At 48.9% G+C, this 14,993-nt stretch carries 18 protein-coding genes; 9 read left to right on the forward strand and 9 right to left on the reverse strand.

What is annotated here, in order from left to right:
• Positions 1-119: 119 nt before the first annotated feature.
• Both nifA and nifL read right to left on the reverse strand, forming a co-directional pair.
• Complete coding sequence (gene nifA, locus OCU43_RS15665) at positions 120-1,742, reverse strand: nif-specific transcriptional activator NifA (RefSeq protein ID WP_091362203.1); 1,623 nt, start codon at positions 1,740-1,742, stop codon at positions 120-122.
• Between the two features lie 12 nt (positions 1,743-1,754).
• Positions 1,755-3,347, reverse strand: a complete 1,593-nt coding sequence (gene nifL, locus OCU43_RS15670) for a nitrogen fixation negative regulator NifL (protein ID WP_091362204.1) — start codon at positions 3,345-3,347, stop codon at positions 1,755-1,757.
• 315 nt (positions 3,348-3,662) lie between these two features.
• Here nifL and rsxA point away from each other — a divergent pair, with 315 nt between their 5' ends.
• The 7 genes from rsxA (at position 3,663) to OCU43_RS15705 (ending at position 9,032) form a co-directional block, all read left to right on the forward strand.
• Entirely contained in the window at positions 3,663-4,235 is a 573-nt protein-coding gene (rsxA, locus tag OCU43_RS15675) for an electron transport complex subunit RsxA (RefSeq protein ID WP_091362205.1), read from the forward strand.
• A 97-nt stretch (positions 4,236-4,332) separates the two neighbouring features.
• The gene (locus tag OCU43_RS15680) at positions 4,333-4,857 is read left to right on the forward strand and encodes an RnfABCDGE type electron transport complex subunit B (protein ID WP_091362206.1); all 525 of its coding nucleotides are present in this window, start codon (positions 4,333-4,335) and stop codon (positions 4,855-4,857) included.
• Positions 4,858-4,867: 10 nt separating this feature from the next.
• A complete protein-coding gene (gene rsxC / locus OCU43_RS15685) occupies positions 4,868-6,334 on the forward strand; it encodes an electron transport complex subunit RsxC (protein ID WP_217647486.1) in 1,467 nt (488 codons plus the stop codon).
• 5 nt (positions 6,335-6,339) lie between these two features.
• Positions 6,340-7,398, forward strand: a complete 1,059-nt coding sequence (locus OCU43_RS15690; protein WP_217647487.1) for an RnfABCDGE type electron transport complex subunit D — start codon at positions 6,340-6,342, stop codon at positions 7,396-7,398.
• A gap of 19 nt (positions 7,399-7,417) precedes the next feature.
• A complete protein-coding gene (gene rsxG / locus OCU43_RS15695) occupies positions 7,418-8,089 on the forward strand; it encodes an electron transport complex subunit RsxG (protein WP_091362209.1) in 672 nt (223 codons plus the stop codon).
• Positions 8,086-8,772: an electron transport complex subunit E gene (locus tag OCU43_RS15700; protein ID WP_091362210.1), complete on the forward strand. Its 687-nt coding sequence runs from the start codon at positions 8,086-8,088 to the stop codon at positions 8,770-8,772. The genes rsxG and OCU43_RS15700 overlap by 4 nt, the downstream gene beginning before the upstream one ends.
• Entirely contained in the window at positions 8,769-9,032 is a 264-nt protein-coding gene (locus tag OCU43_RS15705; RefSeq protein WP_091362211.1) for an RnfH family protein, read from the forward strand. The genes OCU43_RS15700 and OCU43_RS15705 overlap by 4 nt, the downstream gene beginning before the upstream one ends.
• A gap of 224 nt (positions 9,033-9,256) precedes the next feature.
• Here OCU43_RS15705 and OCU43_RS15710 read toward each other — a convergent pair whose 3' ends face one another.
• On the reverse strand, positions 9,257-9,781 hold the full coding sequence (locus tag OCU43_RS15710) for a hypothetical protein (RefSeq protein ID WP_091362212.1): 525 nt from the start codon (positions 9,779-9,781) through the stop codon (positions 9,257-9,259).
• Positions 9,782-9,909: 128 nt separating this feature from the next.
• Between OCU43_RS15710 and OCU43_RS15715 the strand changes: the two genes are divergently transcribed.
• Entirely contained in the window at positions 9,910-10,014 is a 105-nt protein-coding gene (locus OCU43_RS15715) for an RnfH family protein (RefSeq protein ID WP_139203238.1), read from the forward strand.
• A 110-nt stretch (positions 10,015-10,124) separates the two neighbouring features.
• Here OCU43_RS15715 and OCU43_RS15720 read toward each other — a convergent pair whose 3' ends face one another.
• From OCU43_RS15720 to OCU43_RS15745, 6 genes are all read right to left on the reverse strand, one after another.
• Positions 10,125-10,508, reverse strand: a complete 384-nt coding sequence (locus OCU43_RS15720) for a VOC family protein (RefSeq protein ID WP_091362213.1) — start codon at positions 10,506-10,508, stop codon at positions 10,125-10,127.
• A 102-nt stretch (positions 10,509-10,610) separates the two neighbouring features.
• Positions 10,611-10,799, reverse strand: a complete 189-nt coding sequence (locus tag OCU43_RS15725; RefSeq protein WP_261832937.1) for a hypothetical protein — start codon at positions 10,797-10,799, stop codon at positions 10,611-10,613.
• Between the two features lie 162 nt (positions 10,800-10,961).
• The gene (locus OCU43_RS15730) at positions 10,962-11,264 is read right to left on the reverse strand and encodes a hypothetical protein (RefSeq protein WP_091362215.1); all 303 of its coding nucleotides are present in this window, start codon (positions 11,262-11,264) and stop codon (positions 10,962-10,964) included.
• Positions 11,265-11,382: 118 nt separating this feature from the next.
• Positions 11,383-11,565 (reverse strand): hypothetical protein, encoded by a 183-nt coding sequence (locus tag OCU43_RS15735; protein WP_091362216.1) that lies wholly within the window; start codon positions 11,563-11,565, stop codon positions 11,383-11,385.
• A 79-nt stretch (positions 11,566-11,644) separates the two neighbouring features.
• Entirely contained in the window at positions 11,645-12,718 is a 1,074-nt protein-coding gene (locus tag OCU43_RS15740) for a serine/threonine-protein kinase (RefSeq protein WP_091362217.1), read from the reverse strand.
• On the reverse strand, positions 12,715-13,176 hold the full coding sequence (locus OCU43_RS15745; protein ID WP_091362218.1) for a hypothetical protein: 462 nt from the start codon (positions 13,174-13,176) through the stop codon (positions 12,715-12,717). The genes OCU43_RS15740 and OCU43_RS15745 overlap by 4 nt, the downstream gene beginning before the upstream one ends.
• Before the next feature lie 567 nt (positions 13,177-13,743).
• Here OCU43_RS15745 and yghU point away from each other — a divergent pair.
• On the forward strand, positions 13,744-14,616 hold the full coding sequence (yghU, locus tag OCU43_RS15750; protein ID WP_091362219.1) for a glutathione-dependent disulfide-bond oxidoreductase: 873 nt from the start codon (positions 13,744-13,746) through the stop codon (positions 14,614-14,616).
• Positions 14,617-14,993 lie beyond the last annotated feature (377 nt).

Consider the following 14,993-nt stretch of genomic DNA (forward strand, 5'->3'; position numbering starts at 1 on the left):
ACGTACATAACAATTGTCAGAGTATATGAATTAATCCGATAGGGAAACCGAATACCCTCTACTCACAGCTTAACACCCGTCAGTAACACTAACAGTATGTGTAGATCCGGGGGACTGCGTTATAACTTCCTCACTTCAATGTTCATAGTCTGAATCCGATATGCGATCTGACGCGGTGTCATATTCAACAGCCGGGCGGCTTTCGCCTGCACCCAGCCGGCCTGCTCCAGGGCAGCGATCACCTGACGGCGTTCGTCCATGTCCGAATCTTCTGTTAACCCGGACAACTCAGAATTACCACCCTCTTCCGGTTGATGATGAGGAGACGGTGAGGGAATGTTTGGCACCGCCTGCGACGCTATCGGGGTAAAGTTCCCCCCCATCAGCTCAGCACTGTTGAAGGAGAAATCCTGCTCTTCAATAACCCCCTCCTCAGCCATAATCGAGGCGCGCTCAAGGGTATTTTCCAACTCCCTCACGTTCCCCGGCCAGGCGTGGGTCATCAGTTTTCGTACCGCATTTTTGCTGATATCCAGTGGTCGCCCCTGCGACTTACCGATCTTCGTCAGCAAGAAATTAACCAGTTCAGGAATATCTTCTATCCGCTCCCGTAAAGGAGGCAGGTTGATCGGCATAATATTCAACCGGTAGTAGAGATCCTCACGGAAGTTACCATCGCGCACCTCCTGTTCGAGATTCCGGTTGGTAGCGGCGACAATTCTCACCTGCACCGAGATAGTTTTATTGCCCCCGACCCGTTCAAACTCTCCCTCCTGTAAGACACGCAACAGCTTGGCCTGAAACATCGGTGATATTTCACCAATTTCATCGAGAAACAGTGTCCCCTTATCCGCCTGTTCAAACCGCCCCTGACGGGTGCGGGTGGCACCGGTAAATGCACCTTTCTCATGGCCAAACAGTTCTGACTCCAGCAGGTTCTCAGGCAGTGCGGCGCAGTTCAGACGGATGAAACTGTTGTGTGCCCGTGGCGAGTTATAGTGTATCGCACTGGCCACCAGCTCTTTACCGGTGCCCGATTCGCCCCGCAACAGCACAGTGGTATCCCATTTCGACACCCGCCGGATCTGCTCAAACATCTGCACCATGGTCGGCGTGTGTCCCACCATCAGATTTTCAAAACCAAACTTGCCTCTGACCCGTCGTCGTAGTTCATCACGTTCATCGGTCAGCTGTTGCTGCTGATTTTCTACCTCGCCCAGCAATCTCAGCAACTGAGCCAGCAGGTTGGCGATCATATTGAGAAAACGGCACTCTTCAGCCAGAAACCGTTCCGGGTCAGAGGTTGGCTGAGCCGCCAGCACTCCCACCACATTGCCCCGCTGATCTTTGACCGGCACACCGATAAAGGGCAGGCTCAGCTCAAACAGTTCCAGCCGGTCGAGAAACCGCTGTTCATTGGCCAGATTAGGCAGCACTAAAGAGTTTTGTGATTTTAAGATTGAGCCAACCAGCCCCTCTCCCTGTTGATAACGGGCCGCCTCTTTGGCCCGCTGCACCACATCAGAGTCGCTGTGCACCGCACTGATATAGAGGTTTTCCATCTCATAATCTTTGAGTGCGATCAGACCATTTTTCATCTCCGCTTCGTTGTGCAGAATATTCAGTACTTCATCTAAACTGGGGTTCAGGTCTAAAGAACGGGTTAACGTCCAGCATATTTTATCCAGCACATACAGCTGGCGCTCAAACAATTCTGTTCTGGTCGTGGCACTATTCAACATTATCTCTCCCCATCAGCCTTCCTGCACATCAATAGGCAGATGCACGAGAATCCGGCAGCCATCCCTGTATTTCGGATCAATTGAAACCGTTCCACAATGTTCCGTTACCACCTCCTGCGCCAGGGTAAGCCCCATGCCGCGCCCGGAGCTGGGTGTGCTGTTACTTTTGGTACTGAAAAAAGGCTCAAACACTTTTGTGATCATGGCGTCCTGAATACCCGGACCAGTATCTGCCACACTGACCACAATCTCCTCTCTTTCCACCCGGGTAGAGATTTCAATCTCACGTCGCACGGGATGCTCCAGCTCAATCACATCGATGGCATTGTCCACCAGTTGCTTAAACATACTGTGAAGACGACTCTCCCGGCCTTTAATAGCCGGAACATAGACGGAGGGCAGCCAGACCACCTGAATGCCGTTACGCAATAACCGGGGCGTAGAGAACTCAAGTACATTGCGAAGCACCTCGTTGATATTGATCGAGCCAAATGAGCGCGGCTTCCTCTGGGGTACAACGCCCTCAAGCATACTGCAGGTGTCCTGGCCTATCTGGATCGCCTCTTTCAGTACCTCGACGATCTTCTCTGCAGAGAGTTCAGCACCCGCAGCACTCTGCTCCAGCATCCGCACCGCGGCCGACATCAGATTCAGCGGCTGCTGAAATTTAAACATGGCACCTGAGAGCGCTTCGCGCAGGTGATACACCGACTCCTCTTCCGCGATCAGCAGTTGCATCGCATTCATATGCTCCAGCCGTTCACGGTGACGCATCTCGGTAATATCCTTGATCACCAGCATCTGATAGCTCTGCACCGGGTTAGAAAAAAAGCCATCGGCGCTTTCGTCCCCAATCCCGACAATACTGTAATCACAGGAGAAGATTCGATGTTGCTTACCCTTACCCACTTCGAGGGTGACCTCATGGCCGGCAATCGTCTGTCCCGGCTTGAGCTTTTGCTGGTTAAAGTCAGCCCCGAGATCCTCTTTTAGTTTTGACAGAAACAGTGCACCCGGTTCGATAGGCGCAATATCGGTCGCCAGGGTTTTATAGGCGATATTATCCAGCACCACCCGGTTTTCCTGATCCATCAGCACAATCGAGGTGTGGGCCGCGTCCAGCACCTTTTCGATCATCTCTTTCTGGTTCTGCACCCGTTGCTGCAACATGTGCAGTTCGGTGACATCCCGGTGCATCCCCAGATAGTTGATGGTTTTATTGTTCTCATCCAGTACTGGCGCCACCATAAGTTCAGCCAGATAGCGCTTACCGTCCCGGCGACGATTCACCAGAACACCTTCCCAGGGCTTCTGCTGTGTTAACCGTCCCCATAGGGATTCATAAACAATTCGAGGGGTATTATGGTTAGACAGAATTGATTCATTCTTGCCCAGCACATCCTCTTTTGAGTACTCAGTTTCACGACTGAAGGTCTGGTTACTGTAGATGATATTAGCGCTGAGATCGGTGATCGAAATCGCGATAGGGGCGTGTTCGACAGCCTGAAAAAACACGCTTCCCGGCAGCCCGGAAAAGATCGCCTGTTCTTCCGTATTATCAACGTTGTCATTTGCATGAAGGTTGTCGCTGATTTGTTTGGTCATAACCGCTCCTCTGATTCGCACTGCTAAAACTGATTTTGCAATTATTAAGCCATTCCCACTGTTTGCCGTTATAGCGCGGTTTACGACCAGGACTACCAAAATAACCTTATAAAAAATGCACCATTACGGTTCAGATAATCGCTAAATTGTAGGAAATACGACAAACAAGCCGAGCGACAAAAGCGATGTAACGTTTTTGACAATGTTGCTAAACATACAGAAACAAAAGAACACAACCCCTTATATTTCAGCACCTTATCAATGGCATAGTTAATGCAGACAGCTTATCAGCATAAATCTGTTGAGGTTGCATAGATGGAATTAATCACGCTGATGGTCGGCACCGTGCTGGTCAATAACGTCGTTCTGGTGAAGTTTCTGGGTCTCTGTCCGCTGATGGGCGTATCCAATAAATTCAGTACCGCGACTGGTATGGGGGTGGCGACAACCTTCGTTCTGACCCTTTCATGTATGTCCGGCTGGTTAATTGAACACTATGTTCTCGAACCGTTGAACCTGCAGTATCTGAGAATCATCTGCTTCATTCTGGTGGTCGCCGCCGTGGTGCAGTTTACCGAGATGATGATTAAGAAAAGCAGCCCGCTACTACACCGGACCCTGGGCATTTTCCTGCCCCTGATAACCACCAACTGTGCCGTGCTGGGTGTGGCGCTCATCAATATCAGCGAGGGGTTCTCCTTTATCGAGAGTATGACCTATGGCATTGGCGCCTCAATCGGTTTTTCTCTGGTTCTGATTATCTTTGCCGGGCTGAGAGAGCGCCTGGCGCTGTCAGAAGTGCCGAAGACCTTTGCCGGCACACCGGTGGCGCTGGTTACCGCAGGTATTCTTTCAATGATTTTTATGGGGTTCGGCGGGCTCGTCTAGATTGACCGTTGCGCTATTCAGCGTTTGAAAAGCTGAGATTTTAAACCTGGGCTTATTAAACCTGATCTTATTAACATAGCTTAGAAGGGTAAATATTATGTTTCTGACTATCGCTGTACTGACCTCTCTGGGATTAATACTGGGATTTATTCTGGGTTATGCGGACAAGGTCTTTGCTGTTGAAGAAGATCCGCTCATCAAAGATGTCGAATCGATGTTACCGGGCACCCATTGTGGCCAGTGTGGTTTTACCGGCTGCGGCAGTGCAGCTGAAGCGATGGTGAATGGCCAGGCGGATGTCACCTGCTGCCCTCCTGGTGGCCAGGTGCTGGCGAAAAGTCTGGCGGAAAAGCTTGGGGTAACAGCCGACCTGAGCAACCTGACGTCAGTACCATTGACCGCATCGGTAGAAGAATCTCTCTGCACCGGTTGCTGTCGTTGTTTCAGAGTTTGTCCAACTGACGCCATCGTCGGTGCCAATAAACAGCTCCACTATGTGTTTAAAGAAGCCTGCACCGGTTGTGGTAAATGTGTCACCGCCTGCCCGGAGAACTGTATCGCCCTGCATCAGGAAGAACAGACTCTGGACAACTGGCACTGGCCTAAACCTGCTGTGGTATAAGACGATGTTGATGAAATTTAAAGTGCGCGGTGGCGTACACGCGGATGAGCGCAAAGAGCAGAGCACAGAGACACCGATCCGGGTATTGGGTATACCGCCGCTGCTATCGATCCCTCTCAGCCAGCACGCAGGTCTGCCCGCGAAACCGATTGTTGCAGAGGGACAGCTTGTCCTCAAAGGCGAGCTGATCGGTACCACGGCGGGTGACCGCTCGGCATCAATCCATGCGCCAACATCGGGAAAAGTACTGGGTATCGGTCGGATTCAGGCGCCTCACCCGTCACTGCTGAGTTACGATGCGATCCATATTGAGCCGGATGGACTGGATACGGTCTATGTTCCTGAGAACCCCATCGACCCGCAACAGCTGAGTGCTGAAGCGATTGCCGACCTGGTGGATGGCGCCGGGATTGTCGGTCTGGGGGGCGCGACCTACCCTGCAGCACTGAAACTCAAAGCCGGATCGCGACAGAATGTTCACACCCTGATTCTGAATGGCAGTGAGTGTGAGCCCTACCTCACCTGTGACGATATGCTGATGCGCGAGCGCGCCGCTGAGATTATCAGTGGTGCCCAGCTGATTCTCAAAGCGATTAACGCCAAACAGGTTATTGCCGGTATTGAGGACAACAAACCGCAAGCGATCAGAGCGATGCGGGAAGCGGCCCAGACACACGACAATGTTGAGATCAGGGTGATTCCAACCCGCTATCCGATGGGTTCAGCCAAACAGCTGATCAAAGTGATCACCGGTCGCGAGGTACCCACGGGCGGGCGCAGTTCAGATATTGGCGTGTTGGTTCACAACGTCGCTACCTCCTTTGCGGTACATCAGGCGATCTATCAGGCCCGTCCCCTGATCTCCCGGGTGGTGACACTTTCGGGACAGGCACTGGCAACACCGCAAAATGTCGAGGTGCTGATCGGCACCCCGGTACAGTGGCTGCTGGAGCAGTGCGACGGGCTGGTCTCAACGCCAGCACGGATGCTGATGGGCGGACCGATGATGGGACAGATTTTGCCCAATACTGGTGTGCCTATCACCAAAGGGGCAAGCGCAATTCTGGCATTGACAGAAGAGGAGATTAACTCAGCTGAGGTATCCCCCTGCATCCGTTGTGGCAGCTGTGTCCAGGCCTGCCCCATGGGCCTGCTACCGCTGGAGATGGCCCGCCACTCCCGGGCAGATGATTATGATGGCGCCAACGAGTTCGGCCTGAAAGACTGCATTCTGTGTGGCTCCTGTGCCTATGTCTGCCCCTCCCATATCCCCCTGGTGCATTATTTCCAGTTTGCCAAAGGCAAGCATCGGGAGAATCAGATTCAGACCAGAAAAGGGGAATATACCAAATCACTGTCTGAGGCACGCATGGCACGGCAGGAAAAAGAGGCTGCAGCGAAAGCCGCTGCTAAAGCGGAAAAGGCAGCGAAAGCGGAAGCCCGCAAGAAAGCTAAAAGTCAAGTTGAGAAGGTCTGAGCACTATGATGATTTCATCCCCCCATGCGCATGATCGCAGCTCTGTCGAAAGAACGATGTATCTGGTCTGCTTTGCACTACTCCCCGCAACACTGCTGGGGTTTTATCTGTTTGGCTGGCCTGCCATCAACCTCTGGGTTCTCTGTATTGCCTCAGCAATGGCGGGTGAACTGCTATGTTTATCACTGGCGGGTAAACGCTTAAGTGCAGCCCTGGATGGTTCGGCCATACTCACCGGCTGGATTATCGCGATGACCCTCCCCCCATGGGGTCCCTGGTGGCTGGCGGTTACCGGCACGCTGTTTGCCATTGTCATTGGCAAACATCTCTACGGAGGACTGGGACAAAATCTGTTTAACCCCGCCATGCTGACCCGGGTCGGACTGCTGATTTCCTTCCCTCTGGAGATGACCACCTGGGCCAATGTTAATCCTATAACTAATGCAACCGCTCCCGGCTTTATTGAAGGCCTGGAGATCACCTTTGTGGCAGCGCCCCTGAGTGATGCGCTCACCGGTGCCACGGCACTGGGCCATGTAAAAACCGCGCTGACCGCTTCCATTCCTTCCACTGTTTCGGTGGCGGAAATTTTCAGTGTAAACGACGCGCTGACCGGATTTACCCGTGGCAGTCTGGGGGAGACCTCGGCACTGCTGATGCTGGCAGGTGGCATCTTCCTGATCTGGAAACGGATCATTCAGTGGTATATCCCGGTTGCCCTGATCGTCACCGTGGCGGCCATGGCAACCCTGTTCAACAGTATCGATGCTGAACGTTACGCCCCGGCGGTTTACCATCTGCTATCGGGCGCACTGATGTTTGGGGCCTTCTTTATTGCGACCGACCCGGTCACTTCGCCCTCCAATGTCAAAGGCCAGTTGATCTACGGCATGGGCATCGGTCTGGTCACTTTTACCATCCGCACCTGGGGTTCCTTCCCAGAGGCTATCGGTTTTGCTGTGCTGTTTATGAATGCACTGACCCCTATTATCGATCGCTACTTCCGTCCAAGAATCTATGGCTACGACTACAAGGGCGCGCCCCTGAAAGTGGCGAAAGAGTAGTGATAAAGAGGAGTAAACAATGAAGCCCACCAGAGCGATTGCAATCCCCAGCTTTACCCACCGCATCGGTTATCAGGCCGGTTTGCTCGGCGGTATGGCAACCATCATCAGCCTGCTGCTGATCATGGGTGATCAGAGCACCCGGGACGATATTCAGCTAAGACTCGAGGAAGACACCCGGGTCATGCTGGATCAGGTACTCCCTGCTGACCTGTATGACAACAACCCGCTGGAGCTGCGCTACAGTCTCAAAGACAGCCCCTTCCCCGGCCATAACGTCGCCTATCTGGCGACCCGGAATGGCCAGTTGTCCGGCCTTGCCATGGAGGTGGTCGGCAAGGGTTACAGCGGTGATATCGTATTACTGCTCGGGCTGAATGAGAAAGGCGAAATTACCGGCGTGCGCACCATCAGCCACGCAGAAACCCCTGGACTGGGGGACAAAATAGAGATTAAAAAGAATGACTGGGTCACCTCTTTTAATGGCTATTCGCTGGAAAACCACTCGGCAACCCAGTGGCAGGTGAAAAAAGATGGCGGCGATTTCGACCAGTTTACCGGTGCCACCATCACCCCCAGAGCGGTCGTAAAAGCGGTTAAAACCGGCCTGATACATTACAGTCAGCAGCGCGCCACGATTGAGGGGCAGCTCAGCGCTGCGATGAGCGCAAATAAGGAGGCTTCAAAATGACACAGCAATCCTATGCAGAGATCTGGGCCGACGGGTTGTGGAATAACAACGTCGTACTCGGGCAGATGCTGGCACTCTGCCCGCTGATGGCGGTCACCACCACCGCCAGTAACGGACTGGGAATGGGCATCGCCACCCTGGCGGTGATGCTGGTCTCCAATATGCTGGTCTCGATGATACGCGGGATTATCACCCCTCAGGTACGGATACCGGTATTTATTCTGCTGATCGCAGCGATGGTGACCCTGGTGGATATGTTCCTCAACGCCTGGATGCACGAGCTGTATCAGGTACTGGGGCTGTTTATCCCGCTGATCGTCACCAACTGCGCCATACTCGGCCGGGTGGAAAGTTTCGCCTCAAAAAACAATGTCGGCCCATCGATGATCGATGGTCTGGCCATGGGGATCGGCTTTACCTGGGTGCTGGTGCTGCTGGGCGGTATGCGCGAACTGTTTGGCAGCGGAACCCTGTTTGCCGATGCCTCACTGCTGCTGGGCAACAGTTTCGCATTTATTGAGATGACGATCTTTCCCGATTATGGCGGTACCCTGCTGCTGATCCTTCCGCCTGGTGGCTTTATCTGTCTGGGGCTTATTCTGGCAGGCAAGCGGGTCACCGACCGTAAACTGGAAGCACGCAGAAACGCCATTCAGGGTAGTTTGCAGGAGGAGTCTGCATGAAAGTGTCAATCGCCTACGCCGGAGAAAGCAAACAGCTCTGGTCAGATATTGAGATCGATGACAGTGCGACGGTAGAAACCGCCATCCAAGCATCTCAGATTCTGGAGCAATGCCCCGAGATCAATCTGAAAACCCAGAAAATCGGCATCTTCGGTAAGCTCACCCGGTTGAACGCCGCTCTTGAGGAAGGCGACCGGATTGAGATCTATCGCAAAATCATACGCGTATTTGACGAAGACGATGACGATGAGGATGATTAATTCCTGAAGGGCTCAGGGCGTTTTTACCACAGAGGGCACAGAGGGCACAGAGAAAAGAGTTGAACGGGATAGATTTTCAACAGATCTGTTCCCTTTTTTTTGTTGTAGACAAAAGATTATTTATGAGAATTGACTCGACACTGATAACAATAACCCTTTCGACCGTTTGTTGTTTAGACCTTCATGAAAAATGTGGGCTTGCACCGACAGCATAAAGAAATATATTAATAATATTTAGACTTTCTTACCATCACAGGAAAAATTGAAATAAAAACATTTTCTCTGTTATATTTATTATACATAAAAAGATAATTCAGGAGCTGAGCCACCGCACCGTAAACCTTATATTGAAGAAGCTCGCCCTTTATACCTATACAGACATCATAAGTTTCATAACGTACAATATCGTTTCCATACGGCGTATCTTTTAGAAAGTAACCACCCGATTCAACTCGTATCGGTCTAAGTTTCGGTGAAGCCTCCTGCTTTTCTTTTATTCTAACATAACTTAATACTTCGCTTTTTTTGTCTACATATTCAAGAGCTATACGCAAATCATCTGGAACATTCTTAAGTACAACCTCATTTTGCTTTCCTTCGTGGGAGACCTTAAAACGCATTGTATAGATATTTTCCGGGTGCTCTGCTTTACGATAGTAGACAAAACCTAAAATCATTGTTATAAAAACAAGTAAATTAATAAAAATTGCGCTATCTAACAAAACATTAATACCATCAAAAATAATCATATAATAACCCTTTATTAATAGTTACTCGTTCCCACGCTCCCGCGTGGGAATGCATACCTCGCTGACCATGCTCCACAAACCTTAAATAATCCAGGCCCGGCATAACCGTTTGCACTGGAGCATCACCAATGCACAACTTCATCCACATTACCTCGCTTGAAGAGGGCGACCGAATCGAGATCTATCGCAAAATCGTCCGCGTGTTTGATGCAGGTGATGACCACGATAATTAAGCCACCAGGGCGTTTTTACCACAGAGGGCACAGAGGACATAGAGAAAAGAGTCAGGAGGGGTAAACAGGTCTGTTCCCTTTTACTCTGTGGACGATGCTTAATGGCCTGGTTACATCACATAGTTCGACACTTCGATAAGGTTGCCATCAGGATCTCTAAAATAAACAGATACGATTTTACCCGTTGCACCCGTTCGATTAACCGGCCCTTCAATAACAGGCACATTACAAGCCTTCAGATGCGCAATAACCTGTTCTACTGGCTGTTTGATAATAAAGCATAGATCGGAACTACCTGACGTAGCCCTGCCCGCTTTAGGCTCAAACTCCTTACCCAGTTGATGCAGGTTTATTTTCTGACATCCAAAGGATAATGCTACCCGCCCCTCTCCAAAAACAACCTTCTCCATCCCCATAACAGATGTATAGAAACCTACAGTTTCATCAATATCCTTAACGGTCAGAACAAGGTGGTCGATTCTTTCTACTTGCACAATGACTCCTGATTAATAGAGATATGGCACCCAGCGTATGAACGAGCGATGATCCGCAGCTGCACCTGTTAAGTGGCTCTGACTTCCCTGAGATGTTGCAATTTAAGCCCCCTGATAAACCTTAAAGGCAGTTTCTGCAATTGAGGACGTAAGGAAGTAGGTAATCAAAAAAATAATGATAGGGAAAACCAGCGCAAAACCGGCTTTAAATTCAATAAACTGATGATTGACAGCTTTTTTGAACTCTCCATCATATAGTTTTCTTTCTTCACTCCCTCCGGTCTCCTTCATCTCTTTCTGGAACTGGTTATAGTTCCTGAAGCACTCACGAAACATATGAATACCGATCGGGATAGCGATTAGCAGTCCTAAGATTAGTCCGATAAGCTGAGGCCAGTGTTCCATCATATCTGCTCAGTTAACAATCGAAATCAGCCAGCAGCTTAAGTGTTGCTAATACACTGGTGAAAGTACAACTATACATGCCGCAATTATAAATTCGATAAAAAACTGGGTTTGTGGTTTTTTACGCACAAGAGATGCTATAAAAAACGACGAACTAAATAAGGCTGAAAATGCAATTACCATGACACAATTCCAGCCCGCAACTCCTACAAACATACGCATTGAAGCTGCTAATTCCCCTTGGACATCTTTGAATACCGCTCCCAGCCCCATAAGAATTGGGAGGTAAAGCAGCAACATGGTGCTAGCTCTAACCGAAAATGACTGCTTACAGTTCCATTTCTGATTCATATTTATCAAGGACACTTAAAACGTTTTGCTTCTTCTGCACCGGGTCTGGCGCGGGCCGTGCGCTTGCACGGGGCGTGACAGGGCCGTTTGTTAGTAACTGCAAAATACAACACATTAATTACGATTCTTTCGAAGGTAAGTTTTCTAACACTTTACAGAACTCTCGATTTGCAGTTCCCTCCCCTTCATAAATATACCCAGTATCAAAAAAAGTGGTTCCGCCTTCAGATTTTATTTGAATACCCCAGCAACCGTGCTTTTCGTCTGGGTTTTCTATAATTTCTACGATTAGTTTTGTCATTTCACTGTCCTTTTCTGATAACTCTAAAATCAGGTGCGCCGTAGGTATTACCTGGATTTTCTTGTTATGTTACGGTAGCTCATATATTGCCGTTTATAACTGACAGCATAAAATCTGAAACCGCTTGACTCAATCCATTTTCTGATAGGTTACTCGCACAAAGTCTTGCTATTCTCGTTTCATTTCCTGTTGCTAGTCTTCTCCTATATGGCGTAAATTTGAAGCCTCGAGAATTTTTTTCATAGGTGAAATAGAAAAGCTGGTTACTGAAATATCCTTGATAATTACCCGTAGAATCTGTTGTCCAGTGCCCGTATAAAGCTATATTTTCCAATGCTCTTCGCATTTCTAATACAGACTGAAATCTTTGAGTAGGGTCTGCTTTTGTCGCTTTTGAGATAACCTTTCTTATTGAGTTCGGAACGAAGGGCCGATAATCTCTTGTCGCTAATACCTTGTTTTTAGCCTTTAGTTGCTCAAAGGAATCCTGCCCAATAGCATCTCTGGTTTCTTTTATTAAACCAAGACCATTTATAAGTCTAAATAAAGTCAAACCAACCTGATAAATATCCGTAAGTACAGAAATATTATTATGTTGAGCCGTTTCTGGAGCCCTGTGTAGTACATATGCATTTGGAGCGGGTGTGGGCTGTAAGTTTGGTGAAACCCCCGAAATTCCATAATCTGTTAAGATTCCTTCTCTTCTCGGACCTATAAGAATATTTGAAGGTTTTATATCATTATGAAACAAACCTTGCTCATGTAAGTATTCAAGACCCCTTAATATATCAATAGATATAGCCAGTGCCTGTGTGATCACAAGAAAGTTTGATGGATTTTGCAGGTTTAAAACTGAACCGTTTGGATGATAGTCCATTGCAATGATGACAATGTTAATACCACTAACTGGAACAACATCTGCATAATGGACATGCACAACGTTTTGATGTTGCAATCTATGTCCTAGTTGAGCCTCTCTAAGATTTTCAGCAGCAGGAGCCATGCTTTCATCAAGAATTTTTACTGCAACTTCTCTGGAGAGGGTTACATCGAGCGCAAGCCAGACTTCACCAAAATTTCCCCCGCCAATAAATCTTATCAATTGATATTTATAGAGGTTGTCGCCTGGTTTCAAACTTATCCTTAGACTCATTTATCACTCCTGACTGAGCATGCTGCAACAATGGCATCCGCGATTTGCTCATTCCAGTGTGTGTCAGTTTTTCCAACAAGCTCTTCAGCGTGATTTTTTACTTCAGCTCTTTTTGTTCCCACCTGTTTATAGATCTTTCCCTCAACCGGAATATCCTGCTCTTTTGCTGCGAGTATGACTGCCGCATCAAAATATGCACCTAGCCTTGAAGATTTAGTATCACTTCTACCGTACTCACCGACCTTCATTACAACATGATCAATATCAGGATTTTGTCTTAGAATTCTGTCTACCTCTTCTTTTTGCCAAGCTAATTTCTCGCTATAGTCTTCCATGCCTGCAGGAACTTTAATCAGGTTCTCAGTTGAAGCATTAAGAAGAGAAGTTTGATCTTCATTAGATTCAATGATGGCATATCTCAATTGACCTGGAGCTGTTCTTATTCCTAATACTTTCATTTTTACTTCCTATTTGACACCGCGAGACGGTGATGGGGGATGCTGTATCTATTGGAACGGAAAGAGTAATTTTGAAGCACGTCGTTTTTCATCCCCTGAAAACGCGCATGCGCGTTTTGTCACTTTCAACCGGCAGATAATCTCACCTGTTGATATCCTTATCTGCCTGATTCTGCACCACTTTTATGAGTTATGCCAGTGTCAAAGCGTGCCAACATTCTGGAGTTATACCAATATACTGTAATGAGTGGAGAGCCATGCATACACAGAATATTGCGATTTATTATCCACAGGAAGATGAGGTGAAAGCAGCCCACCGCTTAACCGTAATATCCAAAAATTCATTGATCACAGCCTCAGCGTTGAATGAGTAAACAACCCCACTCTCTCCTGCCATCCGGCCCTAGTTTCACTACATAAGGAAATCAATAACAGGAGCACATAGGACATCCGTTAATGGTTCCCCTTCATCCAGAGTATCATTTGTTTTCCTCATTAAGATAAAGCACACTCGGACATTACCGACAACACCAACGACAGCAATAACGTCACGATCAAGGAGGCCCTATGAGTGAACAATACATCCCCCCTGCAGTCTGGGTAGATGATACTGCGGGAGGCAACGAATGGGCGAACATCAACAGCCCGGTGTCAGGGGCACGTTACCAACAGGATCTGCCGGTGGGTGATCACCCTTTTCAGCTGTATTCGCTGGGTACACCCAACGGTCAGAAAGTCACCATTATGCTCGAAGAGCTACTGTTGCTTGGCATTAAAGAGGCTGAATACGATGCTTATCTGATTAATATTGGCAAGTCGGAACAGTTCTCTTCCGGGTTTGTCGGCGTCAACCCAAACTCAAAAATTCCCGCACTGGTCGACAGATCGGGGGATGAGGATGTTAATGTCTTCGAATCGGCATCGATTCTGGTCCATTTAGCTGAGAAGTTTGGTCAGTTCCTGCCACAAAGCGGCCCCAGTCGGACAGAGGTATTCAACTGGTTGTTCTGGGCCCAGGGTTCCGCTCCCTTTCTCGGTGGCGGCTTTGGTCATTTCTACGCCTATGCCGATGAAAAACAGGAATACCCCATCAATCGCTATGCCATGGAAACTAAGCGCCAACTGGACGTGTTAGATAAACAGCTGGCAAAACATCCCTATGTGGCAGGCGATGAATACAGCATCGCAGATATCGCCATCTGGCCCTGGTATGGCAATCTGGTTCTGGGGCGTTTATATGATGCTGCAGAGTTTCTGCAGGTTGAAAGCTACAGTCACGTTCTACGATGGGCAAAGATGCTGGAACAACGCGAAGGCGTCAAACGTGGCCGCATCGTTAACAAGTCCTCGGGGGAGGCATGGGAACAACTGCGCGAACGTCACTCCGCCGACGATATTGATAAGGTTTTGGCTTTAGGCTCGCACAGAGCAAGAGAGTAGCTTATCTAGAACGGAAACTTCGTTTCCTGCTAGTCGTTAGACGCGACTGCGTCGCTTGCTAGAAAAAGCGGATAAAGAGCGGGCAGATCTTACATGCTGCAAAGCTGCACAATTACAGACCTGGCGCTAAGCTTTCCCTCTGTGTTCTCGGTGTCCTTAGCATGCCCTCTGGGTACTGTGGTGAACCGCTTTTTCTAACCCATAGCCAGTGGCGCAGCCACGTCTAGAGTAGTTAGAACGGAAACCTCGTTTCCTGCTAGTCGTTAGACGCGACTGCGTCGCTTGCTGGAAAAAGCGGATAAAGAGCGGTCAGATCTGACATATTGCAAAGCTGCACAATTACAGACCTGGCGCTAAGCTCTCCCTCTGTGTTCTCG

The sequence above is a fragment of the Amphritea atlantica genome, assembly GCF_024347255.1.
In the GTDB taxonomy this organism is placed as follows: Bacteria; Pseudomonadota; Gammaproteobacteria; order Pseudomonadales; family Balneatricaceae; genus Amphritea; species Amphritea atlantica.